14 protein-coding genes are annotated in these 19,939 nt (G+C 66.9%); 4 read left to right on the top strand and 10 right to left on the bottom strand.

Features of this window, described 5'->3' with window-relative positions:
• Window positions 1-2: 2 nt before the first annotated feature.
• The 3 genes from IG178_RS17340 to IG178_RS17330 are packed head-to-tail and all read right to left on the bottom strand — an operon-like array spanning window position 3 to window position 3,585.
• Window positions 3-2,234 (bottom strand): FdhF/YdeP family oxidoreductase, encoded by a 2,232-nt coding sequence (locus tag IG178_RS17340; RefSeq protein ID WP_343226001.1) that lies wholly within the window; start codon window positions 2,232-2,234, stop codon window positions 3-5.
• A 50-nt stretch (window positions 2,235-2,284) separates the two neighbouring features.
• Window positions 2,285-2,842, bottom strand: a complete 558-nt coding sequence (locus IG178_RS17335) for a hypothetical protein (protein ID WP_193213839.1) — start codon at window positions 2,840-2,842, stop codon at window positions 2,285-2,287.
• The gene (locus IG178_RS17330; RefSeq protein WP_193213838.1) at window positions 2,839-3,585 is read right to left on the bottom strand and encodes a hypothetical protein; all 747 of its coding nucleotides are present in this window, start codon (window positions 3,583-3,585) and stop codon (window positions 2,839-2,841) included. Before IG178_RS17330 ends, IG178_RS17335 begins: the two co-directional genes overlap by 4 nt.
• Window positions 3,586-3,782: 197 nt before the next feature.
• Between IG178_RS17330 and IG178_RS17325 the strand changes: the two genes are divergently transcribed.
• Window positions 3,783-5,858 (top strand): prolyl oligopeptidase family serine peptidase, encoded by a 2,076-nt coding sequence (locus tag IG178_RS17325; protein ID WP_226895532.1) that lies wholly within the window; start codon window positions 3,783-3,785, stop codon window positions 5,856-5,858.
• 104 nt (window positions 5,859-5,962) lie between these two features.
• Here the strand turns inward: IG178_RS17325 and IG178_RS17320 are convergent, their stop codons facing one another.
• The 5 genes from IG178_RS17320 to IG178_RS17300 all read right to left on the bottom strand — a co-directional run bounded on the left by IG178_RS17320 (window position 5,963) and on the right by IG178_RS17300 (window position 11,126).
• Window positions 5,963-6,430 carry a hypothetical protein gene (locus IG178_RS17320; RefSeq protein ID WP_193213836.1) on the bottom strand — a complete coding sequence of 156 codons (468 nt, stop codon included), beginning with the start codon at window positions 6,428-6,430 and terminating at the stop codon, window positions 5,963-5,965.
• A gap of 30 nt (window positions 6,431-6,460) precedes the next feature.
• The gene (locus IG178_RS17315; protein ID WP_193213835.1) at window positions 6,461-6,883 is read right to left on the bottom strand and encodes a biotin/lipoyl attachment domain-containing protein; all 423 of its coding nucleotides are present in this window, start codon (window positions 6,881-6,883) and stop codon (window positions 6,461-6,463) included.
• A gap of 464 nt (window positions 6,884-7,347) precedes the next feature.
• Entirely contained in the window at window positions 7,348-8,763 is a 1,416-nt protein-coding gene (locus IG178_RS17310; protein WP_193213834.1) for a serine hydrolase domain-containing protein, read from the bottom strand.
• Between the two features lie 35 nt (window positions 8,764-8,798).
• Window positions 8,799-10,637, bottom strand: coding sequence for a DUF8740 domain-containing protein (locus tag IG178_RS17305; protein WP_193213833.1), 1,839 nt, complete (start codon window positions 10,635-10,637; stop codon window positions 8,799-8,801).
• A gap of 48 nt (window positions 10,638-10,685) precedes the next feature.
• Complete coding sequence (locus tag IG178_RS17300) at window positions 10,686-11,126, bottom strand: hypothetical protein (RefSeq protein ID WP_193213832.1); 441 nt, start codon at window positions 11,124-11,126, stop codon at window positions 10,686-10,688.
• A 159-nt stretch (window positions 11,127-11,285) separates the two neighbouring features.
• On the opposite strand from IG178_RS17300, the gene IG178_RS17295 reads away from it, so the two are divergent.
• From IG178_RS17295 to IG178_RS17285, 3 genes are read left to right on the top strand one after another with little or no spacing between them, the layout of a single operon-like run.
• Window positions 11,286-12,329 (top strand): hypothetical protein, encoded by a 1,044-nt coding sequence (locus tag IG178_RS17295; RefSeq protein WP_193213831.1) that lies wholly within the window; start codon window positions 11,286-11,288, stop codon window positions 12,327-12,329.
• Between the two features lie 13 nt (window positions 12,330-12,342).
• Window positions 12,343-12,969 carry a hypothetical protein gene (locus IG178_RS17290; RefSeq protein WP_193213830.1) on the top strand — a complete coding sequence of 209 codons (627 nt, stop codon included), beginning with the start codon at window positions 12,343-12,345 and terminating at the stop codon, window positions 12,967-12,969.
• On the top strand, window positions 12,966-14,072 hold the full coding sequence (locus tag IG178_RS17285) for a two-partner secretion domain-containing protein (protein ID WP_193213829.1): 1,107 nt from the start codon (window positions 12,966-12,968) through the stop codon (window positions 14,070-14,072). Before IG178_RS17290 ends, IG178_RS17285 begins: the two co-directional genes overlap by 4 nt.
• A 9-nt stretch (window positions 14,073-14,081) precedes the next feature.
• On the opposite strand, the gene IG178_RS17280 is transcribed toward IG178_RS17285, so the two are convergent.
• Together IG178_RS17280 and IG178_RS26240 are read right to left on the bottom strand one after the other, a co-directional pair.
• Window positions 14,082-16,739 carry a CHAT domain-containing tetratricopeptide repeat protein gene (locus IG178_RS17280; RefSeq protein WP_193213828.1) on the bottom strand — a complete coding sequence of 886 codons (2,658 nt, stop codon included), beginning with the start codon at window positions 16,737-16,739 and terminating at the stop codon, window positions 14,082-14,084.
• Window positions 16,697-19,840, bottom strand: a complete 3,144-nt coding sequence (locus IG178_RS26240; protein ID WP_193213827.1) for a S8 family serine peptidase — start codon at window positions 19,838-19,840, stop codon at window positions 16,697-16,699. Before IG178_RS26240 ends, IG178_RS17280 begins: the two co-directional genes overlap by 43 nt.
• Between the last annotated feature and the right edge of the window lie 99 nt (window positions 19,841-19,939).

Below are 19,939 nucleotides of genomic sequence, written 5' to 3'. Positions count from 1 at the left end.
CCTCAACCTGCCGGCGCGATGCTGACCTCGATGCTCTTGCTGGCCGGCGTGTTGCTGCCGAGCGCCACATGCCCGACCGGGACCAGCACGTTCGCCTCGGGAAAGTAGGCCGCCGCCGTGCCGGCCGGCAGGTCGTAAGGAATGGCGCGGAAGCCCGCGAGATGGCGCTCGCCGTCGCGCCAATGGCTGGTCACGTCGATCCGCCCGCCGGGCTTCACGCCGAGCGCCGCAAGGTCACCGGGATGGAGGAAAACGATATCACGCATCCCGGAGATCCCGCGGTAGCGGTCGTCCAGGCCGTAGACCGTGGTGTTGAACTGATCGTGACTGCGCAGCGTCTGCAGCAGGAACCGGCCGGGTGCCGCGGCCACCGCCTCGAGCGGCGACGCGCTGAAGCGCGCCTTGCCATCCGGGGTGTGCCAGACCCGATCCTTCGCCGCGTTGGGCAGATAAAATCCACCCGCCTCGCGAACCCGTTCATTGTAGCGCCCGAAGCCCGGCACCACCGCCTCGATCCATTGGCGGATCCGGTCGTAGTCCTCCGCCAACCAGCGCCAGCGGATCTTCCCGACATCACCCGCCACCGTCTCGCCCAGGCGGGCGACGATCTCGATCTCGCTCAGCAAGTGCTCCGACGCCGGCGTGAGCCGCCCGCGCGAGGCCTGGACCACGCCCATCGAGTTCTCCGTGGTCACGATGCGTCCCGCGTCGTCCTCGCTGCGGCCGAGGCATGGCAGGATGAGGGCGCGGCGGCCATGGACCAGGTGGCTGCGGTTGAGCTTCGTCGAAACATGGCAGGTCAGCCGGCAGCGCCGCACCGCCGCCTCGGTGAACCCGCTGTCCGGCGTTGCCTGCACGAAATTCCCGCCGAGCGCGAACAGGACCTTCGCGCGGCCGTCATGCATCGCCAGGATCGACCCGACGGTGTCGAGCCCATGCTCGCGCGGCACGGCGACACCGGCCTGCTTTTCCAAGGATGCGAGGAAGCTCTCCGGCATCTTCTCGAAGATCCCCATCGTGCGGTCGCCCTGCACGTTGCTGTGCCCGCGCACCGGGCACAGGCCTGCGCCCGGGCGGCCGATCGCCCCGAGCATCAGGTGCACGTTGGCAATCTCACGGATCGTCGCCACCGCGTTGCGGTGCTGCGTCAGCCCCATCGCCCAGCAGGTGATTACCCTCCGTCCGCCGCCGGCAAGCAGCCCGGCGAGGGACTCGATCTCCCCTCGCCCCAGCCCCGACATCGCCTCGACATCATCCCAGCCGGTATCATCGAGCAGTCTACGGTATTCCTCGTAGCCCGAACCGTGTTCCGCAATGAAACCTTCGTCGATGCACCCGCGCTCCGCCAGCACCTTCGCCACCCCGCGGAACAAGGCCATGTCCCCGTTGACCCTCACCTGCAGGTAGGTCGAGGCGAGCGGCGTGGCCCGCCCCATCAACCCGGCGACATGCTGCGGGTGGGCGAATCCGATCAGCCCCGCTTCCTTCAAGGGATTGACCGCCACCACCTTCGCACCCTTCTTCACCGCCGCCTCCAGGGTCGAAAGCATCCGCGGATGATTGGTTCCGGGATTCTGCCCGACGCAGAGGATCACCTCCGCCTCAAGGAAGTCGTCCAGCGTGACGGTCCCCTTGCCCACCCCGATCGACTCCTTCAAGGCCAGGCCGCTCGACTCGTGGCACATGTTCGAGCAGTCGGGAAGGTTGTTGGTCCCGAAGACCCGCGCAAACAACTGATAGAGAAAGGCGGCCTCGTTGCTGGCGCGGCCGGACGTGTAGAAGACCGCCTCGTCCGGCGACGCCAGCCCGCGCAGCTCGTCCGCCAGGATCGCGAAAGCCTCGCCCCAGGCCACCGGTTCGTAATGCGTCGCGCCCTCGCGCAGCAGCATCGGTTCGGCCAGCCGGCCCTGCAGGTCGTGCCAGGCATCGCTCTCCGCCAGCAGCTCATCGATGGAGTGCGCGGCGAAGAACTCCCGGCCGATCGTCCGGTCCATGGCCTCGGAGGCGATCGCCTTGGCACCGTTCTCACAGAACTCGGCGGCCGAGCGCTCGCCGTCGGGATCCGGCCAGGCGCAGCTCGGACAATCGAAGCCTCCGGCCTGGTTCAGGCGGAGCAAGGCCCGGGTCCCGCGGATCACCCCGGCCTTGCCGTAGACCTGGCGCAGCGACGAAACCACCGCCGGCATGCCCGCGGCCTGGGACTCGGGGGCATGGAAATCCGGGTTGTCGCTCACGCCACCACCCTAATCCCCGCGCCCCCTCCGCGCAAAGCCGCTCTTCACGCTTACTTGTCCGCATCCGCCGGCGGCGGATGCAGCCGTCGCTGCTCCGCGACGTGCTCGCTCAGTGTCGGCAGTTCCAGCCACTCGATCAGCTTGTGGCAGGCCGCCTTCTGCTCGGCCGTCAGGTCCGCCGCAACCATCGCCTGCAACACCGGAATCGCGTCCCGGCTGCTGAACTCACGGGTGGCGTCCTCCGCCACTTCACGGATCTCCGGATCGGGATTCCGCAACTCGGTGACGATCTCGAGCATCGACTCGCGGTCGTCATTCCACGCCAGTTCGAGCAGTTCCTTGGAACGTTCCTTCACCCATGCCTCGTGGGCCTCCGAGCCGGCGGTGTGCGGCGAAAGCTGGGGGTCCGGCATGTCGGCCACCGCAACCTTGACGATCGCGCTGCCCCCCGCCGGCTCATTCACCGGCCGGGCCTTCGCCGTTGCGTGCGCCGCGGGGGCCGCAGCCGCCGGGGGATCCTCCCCCCCGCGGGGGACGATCCGGTAACCGGCGATCACGGCGACCAGCAGCGCGACGCCGCCGAGCGCAAGGGAAGTGCTGCGGGTCATTCGTCGAAGTAGACCTGCTCGCCGTTGAAGCGGATGCTGAAGTAACCCATCGCATTGGCGCCTTCCAGGCCACGCTTCACGTTGTCGCCGACGTAGCCGACGACATAGCCGTCACCCTTGCCGGTGTTGCTCGCCTTGTACTCGAAGTCCTTCTGCTTGGCGTGGAAGTCTTCCTTGATCACGCCGTTGCCCTGCAGGTAGACACCCATCGAGGAAGAACTGCCGCGCGCCTGGAGCGCCGGGGATCCACCATAGATGTAGTAGTCGAACATGATTTCGAACGGAAACCGGTTCTTGGTGTTCTCGTCGCCGTTCTCGAAGTTGTATTTCCCTTCGTAAATCAGGCTGTAGAGATTGAAGTACAGGTTGAAGTAGCTGCTGACGTTGGCGATCGTGTTGCCGTCCTTGTCGACGATCCACATCGTGTTCGGGTCACCCTTGGCGGAGGCGGTCAGGAATGTCCCACCGTTGTAGTGGAGGAAGCGGGCGCCCTTCGGCAGGGTGATGGCCAGATCGTCGGCGAGAACCTTGAGCAGGTCCTTGGTGCTGATCCGCAGCGTGCCGAGCACGCCTTTGACCGTGCCGCCCACCGCGCGGGCGTTGGATCCGCTGTAGATCTCGCCCTGTTGGTAGGAGACCTTGGCGTTCACGGTGATGTAGTTTTCCGGAACGGTGGCCTGGGCCGGGACGACGGAAAGAATGGCCGAAGCCAACGACACCAGGAGGGGAGTGTTGCTTTTCATTGCTTGGTTTTGGGGGTTAGCGATGATCATCAAAGCATCGCAAGCGCGTCAATTTCCGTGTTAGAGGCTCGCCAATCGAGACATTTATTCGGCACAATCAGTCACTTTCGAGCCACCAAAGTGCATCAATTACCATCCTTTCGGCTCACCTTGCCTTTGATTCCATGAATTCGAACATTCTCCGCATCCTAATCACCATGAGCTCTCTGCACGGCGTCGCCGCCGCGATCGACTACCCTGAAAGCCGCAAGCTCGACCTTACCGAGGAACTCCACGGCAGCACGGTGGCCGACCCCTACCGCTGGCTCGAGGATGACAACTCGGAGGAAACCAAAGCCTGGGTCAAAGCGCAGAACCAGGTCACCCAAACCTTCCTCTCGACGCTCCCCCACCGCGCCGAGATCCGCGCCCGCCTCGCCGAGGCCTGGAACTTCGAGCGCACCGGCCAGCCCCGCGAGCACGGCGGCCGCTGGTTTTACCACCACAACACCGGGCTGCAGAACCAGTCGGTACTGATGGTCGCGGACCGCCTCGACGGCGAACCCCGGGTGCTGCTCGACCCCAACCGGCTGTCGGACGACGGCACCGTGGCCCTCGCCGACTTCGAGCCCAGCGAGGATGGCAGCCGGATCGCCTACTCCATCTCGCGCGGCGGCAGCGACTGGAACGAGATCCTCGTCCGCGACGTCGCCACCGGCCGGGACACGGGCGACCACTTGAAATGGGTGAAGTTCAGCGGCCTCTCCTGGGCCAAGGATGGCAGCGGCTTCTACTACAGCCGCTACGCCGAGCCCGGCGACGGCGACGAGCTCACCCAGAAGAACGAGTTCCAGAAGCTGTGCTTTCACCGCCTCGGCACCCCGCAGTCGGAAGATCGCCTCGTCTATGAGCGCAAGGACCAGCCCCAATGGGGCTTCAACGGCGGCGTGACCGATGACGGGCGCTTCCTGATCATCCACGTCAGCGACGGCACCGACCCCAAGAACCGCGTCTTCTACCGCGACCTCGCCAAGGAAGACGCGCCGGTCGTCGAACTCCTCGACAAGGCCGACGCGCACTACGAGTTCATCGGCAACGAGGGCGACGTGATGTTCTTCCTCACCGGTCTCGACGCCCCGCGCCACCGGGTGATCGCGATCGACGTCAAGCAGCCGGAGCGCGACTTCTGGAAAGAGATCATCCCCGAAGGCAAGGACCTGCTCCGCGACGTCCGCAACGTCGGCGGCCAGCTGATCTGCCTCTACCTGCGGGACGCCCGGAGCGCGGTCGTCGCCCGCGACCTGGCCGGCAAGCTCATCCGCGAGGTCGAGCTGCCCGGCATCGGCAGCGTCGATGGCTTCGCGGGCCGCCGCGGCGAAACCCGGACCTTCTACTCGTTCACCGGCTTCACCGATCCCGGCGCGATCTACCGCTACGACCTCGCCAGCGGCAAGAGCACGCTGTGGAAGCGGCCGAAGGTCGACTTCAACGGCGACGCCTACGAGACCACCCAGGTATTCGTGCCCGGCAAGGACGGCACCAAGGTCCCGGTCTTCCTCGTTCACAAGAAGGGCCTGGTCCCCGACGGCAGCCACCGCGCGCTACTCTATGGCTACGGCGGGTTCAACATCAGCCTGACCCCCGGCTTCTCGGTCTCCCGCGCGGTCTGGCTGGAACGTGGCGGCATCCTCGCCGTGGCGAACCTCCGCGGCGGCGGTGAATACGGCAGCGAGTGGCACGCCGCCGGCACCCGCCTGCGCAAGCAGAATGTCTTCGACGACTTCATCGCCGTCGCCGAATGGCTGGTGCGGGAGAAATACACCCGTTCCTCCCGCCTCGCCATCCAGGGTGGCAGCAACGGCGGCCTGCTGGTCGGCGCCTGCATGACCCAGCGGCCCGACCTCTTCGGCGCCTGCCTGCCCGCCGTCGGCGTCATGGACATGCTCCGCTTCCACAAGTTCACGATCGGCTGGGCCTGGGAAAAGGACTACGGCAGCCCGGAGAACCCGGATGAGTTCCAGGCCCTGCTACGATACTCCCCGTATCACAACCTGCGCGCCGGCACCCGCTACCCCGCCACGATGGTGACCACCGCCGACCACGACGACCGCGTTGTCCCCGCCCACAGCTTCAAGTTCGCCGCCCGCCTCCAGGAATGCCAGGCAGCCGGCGGCCCGCCGGTCTTGATCCGCATCGACACCAGCGCCGGCCATGGCGCCGGCACGGCCCTCGCCAAGGTCATCGACCGCACCGCCGACGAGTGGGCCTTCCTGGAAGCGGAGCTCGGGAAGTGACCCGCCGGCGCGGTGTTCCGCTCCCCGACCAAAACGCCCGGCGCGATGGCCGGGGACGTGAGTCTGTTAGATCGTTGCGCTCCGGAATCCGGACAGACCACGCTTCACATCCACCGCGGGAATCGCACATCATCGATGTATTCGTCGTCATACTCCATCATGTCTTCAATGACTTCCCAAGGCGGCCCGGTGAGACCGGTAACGATCAAGTCGAAATCCTTCGGGTCGGCGTGATCCCAGCCTGGAGCAAGCCATCGGCACCACCCGAAGCGGTCAGGCATCACATTGATGAGAAGACTGGAGCCGCCTGCTGAACCCGCGATCGCCAGGTACCCATGATCCGCGACCATTCCCGCGGTGATGTCCTTGGAGTCCGCCAGATCAAACACGCAGCCGTACCATCGATCTCCCCTCTCGATTCGAAAAGTCGTCTCCGGAAAGACGAACCGATCGGCAGCGCAGAATCCAGACGTCTCTTTCTCGGAGCTCTGACACCCCAATGCAGAGAGAAACCCTTTCCATCTCTGGACAACCTGGGGACCTTCAACTGTGTCGCGTGGCGAAAAGCTCATTTCGTGGGGGGGTTGGGCTCCATCCGGCGTTCATGGGGCAGGCCGGAATTGCGAAAGTCCGGCGCGGAAGACACGGGTGACAAAATCCTCGTTCGATTCACCGCCCTTCAAGCTTTCAACTTCACGAAGCTCCCCCGGCTCGAGGGAAATGCAAATGCGGCGCGCGTTCTCTGATTGCAGGTACTCCGCGTATTCCTCGTCGGAACAACGGATGAAGCCGATGGGCTCTGACCGCGAGAACGACTCACCCTGGGCAATCCGTTGGTGGAGTGTTCCCCGGTAGAAAACCTCGAGCTCGATCACGGCGGCTTCGCATTCGAGTTCGGCAACGATCGCCGAATGCTTGATGGACTCCCCGTCGCCTACCAGCCATCGGCTGAGCTTCCATGAATCATAACGGGGAAGTCCCAATCCCCCGACCCAACCGTCCGCATATATCGGGATTCCCTTCATGAACTTCCCTTCTCACAATCCGACGCCAGGGCGCAGCCGGTTTCCCATCCGATGCGCCTCTCTGATCCTCATCAAGGAGTCGAGGCCAGGGCTCCAAGGCAAGCTACCATTCGTGATACCGTGGATCTAGCAATCCGAAGGTCGGGGGTCAATCGCCTGATCCAATTGGCCATGTCAGAGGGCCTATTGTCTGAAGATCGTCAAGTTGACTGCCGCGCGAACAATCCGGGGAGACGGGGAACCGGGCTACCCTGAAGCTGGGTTCCCCGCCATCGAACGCCCGAGAGGATCTCATGATCCGCAGGGCCCCCATCGCTTCCGGAGGCGTCGAGGACGAGGGACGGGAAGGAGAACGAGGACGGGTTCCGCGAAACCCGCTAGCGAGGTGGCGGGGTGACATACGTACAGCGAAGCCGGCGCATTGCGCTTTCGCGAATGCGCCGGCACTTGATCAAACGGTCGAATCACAGCCCGATCCTCGCGATGCCGAGCGGGGCATCGAGGCGGGTGCGTTTCTTGATGGTGCCGGTCCAACCGGTGCTGCCGGGCTTGAGGCGGATCTTGCTGCCGCTGGTGGTCTTGGCCATCGCCGAGGCGAAGGAATGGAAGGGCTGGTGGAAGCCGCCGACGTCGGTGCCGGCGCCTCCGCTGGGCTCGGTCCAGAATCCGTCGGAAGTACGATGGATCTCGGGGATGATGTTGTTGTCGAGGTAGTCGTCGACCAGCCCCTGCATGGCTCCTGCGAAGTTCGGCGAGCCGGTGCGGTTGAAGGCGACGAAGATCCGATAACCGTCGGTCCGCTGGGTGACGGCGCTGTTCGAGCCGCTGGGCATCGAGCCGGTGTGGCCGGTCTGGTTGACCAGCGGGAAGTCGTCGAGTGACTCGCCCATGTTGCCGCCCGAATAGCCGACGCGGTAGTGGTCGGCCAGGGTCAGGTAGGCCGCCGCGGAGGTGACGAAGGAGCCCTGGCCGGTGCGGGCGTCGTGGTCCCAGGAACCGTAGGGCGCCTCGACCTCGTCCGGACCGTAGTTGTCGTAGACGTTGGCGAAGTCGCCGTCGCTGTGGTAGCGAGGCTCGCGGGCGTTCTGCCATTCGCGGAAGGTGCGGCCGGAGTGGATCTCGGTGGACGGCACCCACATCGCCGGCGTCAGGACGCTCCGCCGGATGTAGTTGATGTAGCTCTGGCCGCTGAGCTGCTCGACGATGAGTCCCAGCGCGAGGTAACCCGCGTTCGAGTAGGTCCGTCCGGTCGCCCAGGTCCCGAAGATGGTGCCATTGCCCGGATTCTGCTGGAGCGGCTGGCCGAGGATGAAGCGCATGGTCGAAACGCGTCCCGGCGGTGAATCCACCCCCATCTGGCCGGCAATGTTCGCCTCCTGATAGGTCCAGTCGGGAACGTCGTTGGTGCCGTCTCCGTCGGGATCCACGTTCTGGCCGCCCTGGTGGTTGATCAGGTGGAAGACGGACACGTTCTGCCAGCGGTTGTCACCGAGAGACGGCCAGGCCGCGAGGTTGAGGATGCCGCCGCCCGGCTGGCCGAGGTTGAAGGCATTGGTGTTGGACGGATCCGCGACCAGCTTGCGGATCGCCGCCGCGGTGACCGGCTTGGTGAGGCTGGCGATGCGGAACAGCGCATTCTCCGGCAGGTCGTCGCCGTTGTAGTCCTCGCCGAAGCCGCGGAGGTAGACGATGCGGCCATCCTGGACCAGGCCGAGCACGCCGGCGGTGATGCCGTTGGCGTCCATGTAGTTCGACATCATGTCGTCGAGGTCGGTCAGCTCAGGCACCGGCCGGCCGGAGACGGCGGGCACCGCCGGGGCGGTGGGGATGGCCGCGACCACCAGGGCGGTCGCGGCGATTTGAAGAAGCTTGGTTTTCATCTCGTGGTTCGGGTTCGGGTTCCCAGGCCGCCGGCTCACTGGAGCGAAACCAGCACCAGCACCAGGCCGCGGCCGTCCTTGAGGCTGGTCATCGCCTTGCCGACGATCGCGCCCTGCGCCTGGTCGTGGTCGCCGACCTTCATGCCGTGGCCCGGCGTGGACGAGGTGGTGATCAGGTCGCCCGGTTCGATCGCCCCGAAGGAGGCGTCGACGTAGCAGTAGACGCGGCCGGTGAGGGCGACCGGATGATCGCCGTCGGCGATCGAGCCGTCCTGGCCCATCATCATCCCGGGATTCACGCCGCCGGCGCCGCTGATGACCCCGGCCGCGGTGCGGTCGTAGGCGGTGGTGCTGAGCACCAGCTCGCCGGCGTTGACGGGATCGATCGAGACCAGCATGCCGGGCTCCGGCTTGAGGTCGTTGCCGTTGATGTTGAATTGCTCGGAAAGGTCGCTGCCGCCGGTGATCTCGAGCACCTGGGTGCGGACCAGGCCGTTGCCGTCGCCGTCGGCGGCATCGAGTTCAACGGTCACCTGGCCGCTTTCGTTGCGCAGCCGCACGCGGCCGCCGCCGTCGCCGAGGTCGTTGGTGCCGCCGTCGAGCTGGATGGTGTTGACCGCGCCCTTGTTGGTGACGTCCTGGCGCATCACGAAGCGGGATCCGCCGAAGGTGCCGTGGGCGGCATCGGCCTCGATGCTGACGACGCCGGAATTCTGGGCCATCTTCATGCTCGCGGAGTAAGGGCCGCCGCTCAGGATGAATTTCGTGTCGGTGGCCTGGTTGCGCAGACTGATGGCACCGCCGCCGCCGACCGCGCTGCCGTAGATCACCGCGCCGAGGCCGCCGGACTGATAGAGGTTGATCTGGCCCGCACCATCGACATTGCGGCCGTCGGGGTTGTTGGGATCGGCGTTGCCGAGGCCGCCGGGGCTGCCTTGGCCGAAGATCTCGACGCCTTTCACGCCCTTGTTGCCGAGCACCCGGACCTCGGCACCGTCGTTGCTGCCGTTGCCGAAGATGTCGACGAAGGGCTGGAAGCCGCCCGGCTTGTTCACCGAGATGCGCGCGCCGCCGTTGTTCTGGCCGTCGAGCAGCACGCCGACGTTGCCGGCGCTGTCGTGCACGGTGAGTTCACCGCCGGCGGAGGCGCCGTTGGAATAGGTCGCGGCGTCGCCATTGAGCATGATCCCGGGCTTGCCGTTCATCTGGAACAGGTTCAGGTCGCCGCCACCGACGGTGGTGCCGAGGTAGGCGGTCATGGTGTCGAGTCCGTCCCACAAGCGCAGGCGTCCGCCGGCCGAAGACGACAGCTCGGTGCGCAGCTTGCCGGCCTGCTCGAGGTTGAGGGAGTTGATCGTCAGCGCCGGGGCGAGGTCGGCCGAGGTGATGCTGTGGTCGACGATGTGGTTCGACTGGATCGTGTTGTCCGGGATGCTGCCGGGATTGATGGCACCGGCGGCGACGGTGGCGGCCTGCATCGCGAAGCCGACCGACGTGACCTGGCGGTCGGGGGCGAGCTGCTCGCCGTTGACCCAGATGCGCAGGAAGACCTCGTTGGAGGCGAATACCGAGGGCGGCAGCTCCAGCATGCCGATCCCGGTGTCGCCGAGCTGCACGTTGAAGAGGCCGTCGCTGACCGGCAGCGCGACGAAGTTGGTCGGCTCCGCGCCGGCCACGCTGGTGCCGTCGTTGCTCCAGAAGCTCTCGTCACCGGCCTGGTTGACGAAGGCGAACTTGAACTCGGCGGGGCCGTTGACCGGCACGCCTTCGTTGTCCTGCAGGATCCCCTGGTGGTGGATCATGTGCGGCACGTCGGCCATGGCGGTGAGGGTCAGGACGGAAGCGATGGCGGGAATGATAAGGTTGGTTTTCATGATGGTTGGTCTTGTTTGGTTGGAAGAAGGATTCGGTGTGGAAGTCGGTCAGGGTTGTTCGAGGCGGAAGAAGCGGCGCGGCTGGTCCATCGGGATGAGCTGCGGGTTTGCCAGCGGTTCCGCCATCGGCGTCCAGCTGACGAGGTTGGTCGACTGCTGCCAGGACCAGCCGGGGGCATCGGGCACGGCCATCAGCGTGAGGACGCCGGGGCCGGACTTGACCAGGTGCACCTTCGGCAGGCCGCTGAGCGAGGGCCGGTAGGCGCTGAACAGCGGACCCGGGCAGAGCATCGACGAAGCGCAGCCGACCGGGCGGGCGGCGGACGGGGCGCTGGTGCCGAGCGTCGTGTAGTTGGCGCTGCCACTGAGGCCGCAGCCCCCGAAGGAAGCGGCGACCACTTCCAGGGCAGGGGAGGCGGCGGTTGTCAGCGCGAGGACCCCCAGTCCCAGGGGAAGCGCGGCGCGGCGGATGGATGATTGTTGTTTCATTGGTTTCGATCGGGCGGTTGTCCCTTGTGGCCGTCCCTTCGCAGCCCCCGCCGGCCGATTGCAAAAATCGTGGAGTTTTTTTCCGCGACCCCCGGTGCCGCTCCATCCGTCGCGAAAATTTGAAATCGCCGCCCGCGGTTCACGAATCGAGGTCATCCGATGAGCACGCCCGTTCCATTCCCCGACTCCACCCGCCTCACCGCCGGTTGGGTTTTCGTTGCCACCCCCCGGGACCTCTGGTGGCATTCCGATCACGTGACCACGACCGGAAAGGTGGAGAACGAGGTCTTCTGGGAGGACCTCTGGAATGCGATGCTCGAGCGCTTGCAGCGGCCGGTCACCGGCGTGCTGTTGGACCGCGACACCGCACGCAGGATCGGCGAGCCGCTGCTGCTGCAACAGGTGAGGATGCGCGACGAAAGCGCCCTGCCCGCTGAAACCAGCGCCAGCGTCCTCGGCGAGGCCGCCGAGACCTCGAAGTGGCATGTCGCCGAGGAGCGGAAACTGAGCCGCGACCAGCAGCGCCACCGCGACCCGGAAGACGCGCGCTACGAAAGGAACCTCGACCTGCCCGCCCTCCAGCAGCGCAAGACCGACGGCCGCTTCGCCCACCCCGAGTGGTCGCAGCTCGACCGCTTCCTGCGCCCTTTCGGCTTCCAGATCCTCAAACGCAAGGGTCTGCCCGACGAGGACGGAGAGGAAGTGTTCAACGACACCGTGGCCTCGCTCGCCCTGGCCAAGACCGACGGGAAGCAGGCACCGATCGAGGAGCTGATTGTCTTCGAAGAGATCATTCCCAACTTCTGCCGCCGGATCGGCTTCCGCGCGATCGACGCACTGCGCCGCAAGACCACCCAGAAGGCGCGGCCGGAGCAGCTGCACAGCCTCGAGGGCATGGAAAGCGAGGAAGGCAGCGCCGTGCAGCTCGCCGATCCCGCCGCGAGCGACCGCGACCGTCCCGCCACCTGGCGCTTCGAGGAAATCTACCAGCAATGCCGCGAGGACCTGAGCCCGGTCGAGTGGGGCCTCATTTTCGACCTCTACGTCGCCCAGAAGTACACGGTGAAGGACCTCATCGCCGACCCCGCCAAGCTCGCGTTCCTCGGCATCGACGCCACCCAGTCCCCCGCCACCCTGCGCCGGCGGGTGGAAGACATCATCAACCCCGCGCTAGAACGGCTGGCCGACGCCCTCGCCGTCTAACTCATCCCCGGTCATGAACCCCTCCGACCCATCCGAGCGCCTCGAGCGCATGAAGCAGGTTCTCGCGGACAGCTACCCGCGGGTCTCCGGTCAACACGGCAGGGAACCCTTGCCCGAAAGCGTCCGCGTGGCGCTCGGCGGCCAGGTCCGCTCCGCCCCGGACAAGGTCCCGTTCTTCGAGAAACTGTTCTCGCTGTTGCGCGGACCACAGCTCGCCGCCGTCGCGGTCACCGCGATGCTGGTGATCGCCGCGGTGATTCTCACGCGGCCTCCGTCCGGCGTGGAAACCGGTGGCAGCAAGGGCCAGGACTTCCGATCCGGCGGCGGCACCGCCGGGCTGCCCTCGCTGGTCGTCCTCCATCAATTGGGCGCCGCGCAGACCGAAGCGCTGGAATCGTCCGGCTACTTCCGCCCCGAGCAACTGGCGGTCGTCCCGGCCGGCGACGACCTTGCCGCCTTCCTGGAATCCAACAAGCGGCCGAACTTGCTGCTGGTCGACGGCGCGACAGGTGAAATCACCGCGCCCTTCGCCGGCGACACGGGTCCGGCGGCGATCTCCTTCGCCGGCGACGAAACGGATCTCGCCCCGCGCATCCTCGACCTGCTGGCCGAACTCCCGGAACCCGCCGACGAGCCATGAAGACGATCACCGGCCTCCTCGCCTGCCTGGCGGTCGCCCCGCTGCGGGCGGACGACGATTTCTGCGGCTGCAGCGGCGGCGGCAAGCTGCTCACGCCGGGCACCGCGACCTGCGAGGTGATCGGCGCGTCGACGATCATCAGCATGACCGACAACACGGTGATCCAGTGGGATTCGTTCTCGCTGCCGTCCGGCCGCGAGATGCAGTTCAATTTCAGCAATCCCCGGGACACCGTGGTCAACCGGGTGACCGGCACCGGCACGACCCTCGTCGGCGGAACCATCAACTCGAACGGCAACGTGGTCCTCCTCAGCCCGAACAGCTGGCTCTTGTTCCGCAACACCGCCAATGTCACCGCCGGCAGCTTCACCGCCAGCGGGCTCGATGCCGATCCCGCGCAGTTCACCGACGGTCGCAACGAGATCGAGTTCCACGCCACCGCGCAGACGAATCCGACCACGGTGATCCGCGGCAACATCACCACCACCCGTGGCGACGTGCTGGTCGTGGGCCGCGAGCTGCAGGTTGTGGGCGACATGGATGCCGCCGGCGCGGTCACCGCCGTGACCGGCGACCGCGTGAATTACCAACGGAATTCCCCGACCACCCCGGCCACGAGCGGCGGTCGGCAGATCATCCAGGGAGGCACGATCAAGGCAGGCGGCGACATCGCGCTGGTCAGCCAGGAAGCCCTCAGCATGACCGGTGAGATGCGCGCCGGCAACGGTCAGGGACGCTTCTTCGCCAAGGTCAACGACGGCGGCAACATCCTGATCGGCAATGCCGGCCTGGTGGTCCACGCCCGCTCAGCGAATTACTCGGAAAAGCCGCAGGGCGAAGTGGCCTTCATCCCACCGGCCGAAGGGGACAACCCCGGGGCACTGGCGCCGGCTCTGAACGAATTCCCCTCCCTCGCCGCCAACCGGACAACGAAAAGGACCGTGCCGACCAGCGCCGCGATCACCGCGCGCGCCGGCACCGGCTTCACCAAGGCGGAGGAACAGAAGGCCAAACGCAGGTCCGGCGCCCTCGCCGAGAACGTCGCCCCGATCCGCAAGCGCTCGTTCTTCCGGACCCGCGCGACGGTGACGCAAAAGCGCTGACCGATCGCTTCACAGCGAGGTCATCGTGAAGCCGCCGAAGCTCAGGATCGCCGTCTCGACCGCGTCATCGTCCGCCTTTTCCCCGCGAGCCGCGCCCAGGCGCTCGGCCTGCATCGACCACAGGATGTTTCCCGGGCTCCCGCCCTTTTTCAGGGATTCATAGTACTTCGCCATGAACCCGGCGGTGCCGAGATCGGGAATTTCCCACAGGCTGGCCATCACGTTGCGCGCGCCGGCCTTGGCGAAACCGCGGCACAGCCCGAGCAGGCCCTCGCCCGACACCGGGCGGCCCAACGCACCGCGGCAGGTGGAAAGCGTCACCAGCGTGGTTCCCTGAAGATCGAGCAGCCCCGCTTCCTCGGGAAACAGGATGCCATCGTCGCCCGCGCCCGGTCGCAGCAGGATGCCATTCTCGTAAAGCGCCGACGGATCCGCGGCGAGGTCGGCGGTCCCGGAAAGCGGGACGTGGAAGCCATGGCTGGCGAAGTGCAGCACGGCGGGCGGATCCACGATCCCGGCCAGGGCCGGTTCCGTCGCCTTCGAATCCAACAGGATCGTGCTGCCCGCCGGCGCGAGCTGCTTCATCGACCGGATCTCCGCGCGCACCGTCGGCAGGTCGCCGATCCCGGCCAGGGCTTCCGCCCAGCGCGGCGGCCAGGCCACCGCACCGCTCTCCCCGGCATTCCGGTAGGCCGTGAAATCCGCGACCCCGACGGCGGCCCAAGGTTTCGAGAGCCCGACCGCCGGCTGCCGCGGCTGGACCAGGCGGCGGCCGGAATCGACCACCCGCAGCCCGGCGAGTTCCTCGCACAGGAAGCGCCCGTCCGGATCGTGAAGCACCGCGAAGGGCAGCAGGTGCATCTTCGCCTCGGGACAAAGGATCACCTCCGCGACCCCGGCGGGCAACGCCTTGGCGATCGGTTGCCAGAACGCCCGGTAAAGGTCGGTGAGCAGGGGAAGCATCGGAATCCCGGCCTTGCCACCGCCGTTGCGGAGGACGTCGGCGCGGAGCGCCAGGCTGCGGTGGAGCAGGTCGAGCCGGCCTAACAGTTTCTCTTCACCAAGCGGGATCCAGCGTGGCTCGCCCTCCCGCGTCACCACCACCGCGCCGTAGCACGCGCCTCCTTCCGCCGGCACGTAGCGCACGCAATCCACGTACGCGGTGCCCGCGGGCAGGCTCCGGGACACGTCGCGCCAATCCACCGTCGTTGTCGCGGCCGCATCGGATTCTGCCTGCAACGAGAGTTCTCGTATTTCGTGCTGCAGCGCATCGATCCGCCCGTCGGCCGTGCTCTCCGGAACCAGCAGCAGGCGATCCAGCTCGGCCTGCAGCCGGTCGATCCTCCGCCCGCCCGCGCCCGACCCGCTGCGGCGGTCGATCACCGCTTCCATGATCCGCCCCTTTCCCCCGAGCAGGCTGTCGAGGATCAGCGCGGGATCGCCCAGCCGGCAGACGATCGAATGCAGGTCGACCTGCTGGCGGAAGGTCAGCAACTCGCGCTCCGAACCGCTCGCGATCAGATCCGACATCAGTTCGCCCGCCGCGCTTCTCGCCGCCACCACCGCCCGCCGTGCCTCGTCGGGCGGGCCGCTCGCCAGCCGGCAGCCGGCGATCTGATAGAGCACCTCGACCAGGGCCTGGTGGTGATCGGAAACATTCGCCAGCAGCAGCTCCTTCGCCCGCTCGAGCGGCTCCAGCGCCCCGGCGGCGTCACCCGCCTGCAGGCGGACCGCGCCGAGGTTGGCAAGGATCGGGGCAAAGGACGGATGGTCCTTCCGCACCTTGCCGGCCAGAAGATCCAAAGCCTCCTCGATCCGGGCCCCGGCGGCGGCGGATTCCCCGGTCGCAGCCTGGATGGTGGCGGCGAGATTGAGCAAGCCGGCCCGCTGCAACGGGTCGGCACCGCCGCGCGTGGTGTCGAGCAAGCCCTCGACCTCGATCATGGCGCCGTCGGGATCGCCGCCGCGGAACCGGCACAAGGCGAGGTTGGTGCGGAGGTCGACCATCAGCGGCGCATCCGGCTTCACCTGCTTGGCGGCATGACGGATGGCTTCGCCGTAGTGCATTGACGCCAGTTCGTGGGCACGCAGCGCCAGGTAGTAGCGGCCGAGGCAATCATGGCGCAGAGCCAGCAGGTCATCGCGGTCCCCGGGCGTGTGATCCATCGCCGCCAACAACAAGCGTTCGGCCTTGGCATAGTGGCCCCGCACCAGCTCCAACAGCCCGAGATGGCCTTCGCTGGTACCCAGCTGCGTCTCCCCGCCCGGCTGTGCCGCGCGCAACTCCAGGGCTATTGTGAGATGGGTCGCGGCGCCTTCGAAATCGCCGTCGTTCTGCGAGGCCCGGCCGAGCCCGTCGTGCAGCAGGGCCACGAACTCCGGTTCTTCCTTGGCCGCGTCCGCCGGAAGGACGGCGATGGCCGCCCGGTAGCGCTCCGCCGCCTGGTGATGCTCGCCCGCCTCCGCCCGTGCCCAGCCGACGCGGGCGATGGCCTCGATCCATGCCCAGCGGCTCTCCGGGGTCCCGGCCTGCCGGTCGGCTTCGGCCAGCGACTTTTCGGCGGCAAGCAGGGACTCGAGATCGCGCCGCGGCACTTCCGCCATGCCGCGGCCCGCGCCCAGGATCAGGGCGAGGCCGGCAGCCCAAAGTCGAAGCGGAGGAAACATCGATCGTCGAAATAGGGTTCCAGATCGATCTCGAAACGCAACTCCCGAAGGCCGCCGGAGACCGGTCCGTTCACCACTTGGTCCGGCTCGACCTTCAGCCATTCACTGAGGTTGTCGCCGATCTCCAGCCCGACCGGCAGGCTCCAGCAACCGTCGGCGAGGATCTTCCCGTCGGCCGGAAGGCTGGCGGGCAACCACGCCGAGATCGACGCGGACTTGCCGGCCAGCGTGAAATCCACCGGCACCTGCGCCCGGCTCCGATCGTCGGTGGGATCCGAGCGGCCGAGGAACTCGAAGAAGTCGCTGTCGCCGTCTTCATCGGAGTCGGTCTCGAAATCGATCGATGCCCCGCTGGCCACCTCTCCCAGCCCATGGCGGTACAACCACGCGCCGAAGACGCAGGCGCTGCGGGCGATGTGGCGCTGCCCCACCCCGTCGTAAACGCTCATTTGCACCAGCGCCTGTTCGACCTCGGCCGGCGTCGCTTCCGGATGGAAGGTCAGGTAGTTCACCGCCAGGCCCGCGACCAACGCGCACGAGAAGCTGGTGCCCGACGCCGCGCCGTAGCCGGTGTCCACGCTGCCGCCCGGAGCGTACAAGCTGATCACGTTGTGCGTGCTGTCGACGTTGCCGTTGGAGTAGGGCGGATTCAGGTCGCCGAGCGACGCATCCGGCGCCGGGTTGGCGGCGAAGGAGGTGGCCCCGACCGTGATCACCCCGTTCTTGTCGCCGTGCTGGGCGGGCACGAAATCCTCCGCCTCGGCCAAGGGCCCGCCATTGCCCGCGGAAATGATCACCGTCACGCCCTGCAGCAAGGCCTGGTCGATCGCGCCGCCGATGTCCACCTGGTCGAGCGGGTCCTCGCCGCTGCTGGCGATCACCAGCAGGGTCGGAAGCTCCTCGCCGAGGTCCCTCACCACGGCGTCACTGAGGCACTCGAGGATCGCGTGCGAAACGTAGCTGGCGTAGGTCAGGGAATTCCCCATCTCGGGCGAGGCGCCGGAGTACATGTCCCCGGAGATGATCTCCATCGCGGTGCCTTCCGCGGCACCGAGGTTGGCCGCCGCAAGCAGGTTGACAACCTGGCGGGGATGATTGGACGAGGTGTCGGGCACGCTTTCGCCGTCCTGGACCGGGTGGACGAGGGAATCGACGTTCAAGCCTCCCGCGCCGTCGAACTCGATCGGCAATCCACCCTGGCCGGCGAGGTCCTGGAAGACGAAGGGCTCGATCTCGCCCAGGCCCTTGTCGATGACATAGACGCGCACCTTCTTCGGGCCCGCCGGATCGCCGGTCACGTGACCGGAGGAAAAGTAGTAGCTTTCGCCGGGCGCCTCGGGATCGACAAGATAAGGGTCGAACAAGCGCGCCAGCGCCCAGCCGGGATCCGCCACCTCACCGAATCCGCCCTCGTCGGTGCTGATGATCAGCGGATCGGCCATGATCATCATCACCCCGCCGTAGCCGTCGTTCAGCGCGCGGATCTGATTCGGGGTGAGCCAAGCGGACACCCCGACCGTGCCGTAGGCGGGGTAGTCCAGCTCGTCGTGGACCTGTCCGCCAAAGGACGTGATGAGCGCGCTGAGGGCTTCGACGGTGTTGCCGGGTAGGGTCGGATTGGTCCAGCGGATGAACTGGCTGCTCTGGTTCACCGCCAGCGCCTCGAGGGTAGAAAAGGCCGACTGCACGCCGGTCTGCCCGAGCACCAGGCGGTTTTCCAGATCCGGCACCGCGCCGGCATTCGCCGTACCGAGGGCGGGCGTCTCGCTGAAATCCACCACCCGGCCCTTGCCGTTGAGGGTGATCTGTCCCGGTCCGGACAGGACTTCCAGCAGCCCCTCGATCCGCCAGTCGCCGGCGCCATTGACGGTCACGAACACATTGCCGCCGGCATCGACCGACAAGTCGCTCGGCTTGAGGTTGCCGCCGGCCGTCTGGGAAAATCCGAGCGGACTCAGCCAGCCGGGCGTGCCGTCGCTCTTGATCATGCCGACGAAGGCGTGGGTTGAAACCGCAGCCGTGAACGGCGCCGCGTCGAGGTCGTAGGTCAGTCCGCCAAACGCCACGTCGCGGCCGCCCACCGTGAAGGCGACGTAGATTTCCCCGTGCTCGCCGCGTTCCATCGCGAAGAGGCGGTCGACACCTTCCGATCCGGCGCGGAAGTCATCGAGGATCTGGTCACCGGTGAAGTCCGCGCGGCCCAGCCAGATGTCGGAGACGCCGCCGAGGAATCCCGTGCCCGCCTTGGTGCCGCCGACCCAGGTCTCGCCCGAGGAGGACACCGCGACCTCACTCAGCGCCGTGGCGTTGAGCTTGGGGTCGCTGATGCTCACCGCGGCACTCAGCGGCGTGCCGGAGGCGGGCAGTGGCAGGCTGTAACGATGCACCTGGGCGTCCGCACCGTCGTATCCGGCCGCCAGCGTGTCGCGCTCCTGGCCGGCGATGACGAGGAAGCTGCCGGCGACGTCCGTGGACAGCGCCTTCGGCTGGATCGTGGCATCCGTGTGATGGACCGAGGTGAAGGTGCCGCTGTCGGCAAGCGCCACGAAGCCACGCACCGGCGGGATCGGCAAGGCGGCGACCACGGTGAAATTGGTGGCGTCGCGGTTCTCGAAGTACGTCGCATCGTCGACGATCCCGGTGACGTAGTACTCGTTGCGGTCGACCACCGCGAGATCGAGGAGTTCCGCCGACGGCGACGAAGCCGCAACCGGGTTCCGCGGCTCGAGCTTGTCGACCTGCTGCGGGAAGACCCCGACCTCCCAGCGGGCGTCGCTGCTGTCGTAGTCGAGCACCCCGGCGAACACCGCCGGAACCCCTGCGGTTCCGGACAGAAACGGCAGGGACCCCGGCGGGAAGATCACCAGTTGCTCGAAATTCCCCGCCATCACCACCGGCCGCGTCGGCCCCGGCAGTGCCTGGGCGGCGATATAGGCCGAGCTGGTGCCCCCCGGCGACGCCCAGCTCTGCTCTTCCCCGACGATGGTGAAACGCGACTGCGCCCGCACACCGGATGGCAAAATCAAGGCAAGTCCGAGGAGGCCCCAGCCGGGAAGGGTCCGGGGCTGGAAAAGGCGGCGGGTGTTCTGGATCGGGTGCACGGGCTGCCCGCAGTTTGTTCGCTTCGTCACCATCTGGCGAGTTCGGGTGTCACTCGGTTTTCCCCCTATTCGGGACCTCTCGGTGCCGGTGTCACATTT

The organism is Neoluteolibacter marinus, assembly GCF_014904755.1.
In the GTDB taxonomy this organism is placed as follows: Bacteria; Verrucomicrobiota; Verrucomicrobiia; order Verrucomicrobiales; family Akkermansiaceae; genus Haloferula; species Haloferula marina.
This window is presented reverse-complemented; position numbering and strand designations above follow the sequence as displayed.

Excerpts from the sequence above, each read along its gene's own strand:
- IG178_RS17335 (WP_193213839.1), bottom strand. The coding sequence starts at position 2,842 with ATGACCCGCAGCACTTCCCTTGCGCTCGGCGGCGTCGCGCTGCTGGTC.
- IG178_RS17330 (WP_193213838.1), bottom strand. The coding sequence starts at position 3,585 with ATGAAAAGCAACACTCCCCTCCTGGTGTCGTTGGCTTCGGCCATTCTT.
- IG178_RS17325 (WP_226895532.1), top strand. The coding sequence starts at position 3,783 with ATGAGCTCTCTGCACGGCGTCGCCGCCGCGATCGACTACCCTGAAAGC.
- IG178_RS17320 (WP_193213836.1), bottom strand. The coding sequence starts at position 6,430 with ATGAGCTTTTCGCCACGCGACACAGTTGAAGGTCCCCAGGTTGTCCAG.
- IG178_RS17315 (WP_193213835.1), bottom strand. The coding sequence starts at position 6,883 with ATGAAGGGAATCCCGATATATGCGGACGGTTGGGTCGGGGGATTGGGA.
- IG178_RS17310 (WP_193213834.1), bottom strand. The coding sequence starts at position 8,763 with ATGAAAACCAAGCTTCTTCAAATCGCCGCGACCGCCCTGGTGGTCGCG.
- IG178_RS17305 (WP_193213833.1), bottom strand. The coding sequence starts at position 10,637 with ATGAAAACCAACCTTATCATTCCCGCCATCGCTTCCGTCCTGACCCTC.
- IG178_RS17300 (WP_193213832.1), bottom strand. The coding sequence starts at position 11,126 with ATGAAACAACAATCATCCATCCGCCGCGCCGCGCTTCCCCTGGGACTG.
- IG178_RS17295 (WP_193213831.1), top strand. The coding sequence starts at position 11,286 with ATGAGCACGCCCGTTCCATTCCCCGACTCCACCCGCCTCACCGCCGGT.
- IG178_RS17290 (WP_193213830.1), top strand. The coding sequence starts at position 12,343 with ATGAACCCCTCCGACCCATCCGAGCGCCTCGAGCGCATGAAGCAGGTT.
- IG178_RS17285 (WP_193213829.1), top strand. The coding sequence starts at position 12,966 with ATGAAGACGATCACCGGCCTCCTCGCCTGCCTGGCGGTCGCCCCGCTG.
- IG178_RS17280 (WP_193213828.1), bottom strand. The coding sequence starts at position 16,739 with ATGTTTCCTCCGCTTCGACTTTGGGCTGCCGGCCTCGCCCTGATCCTG.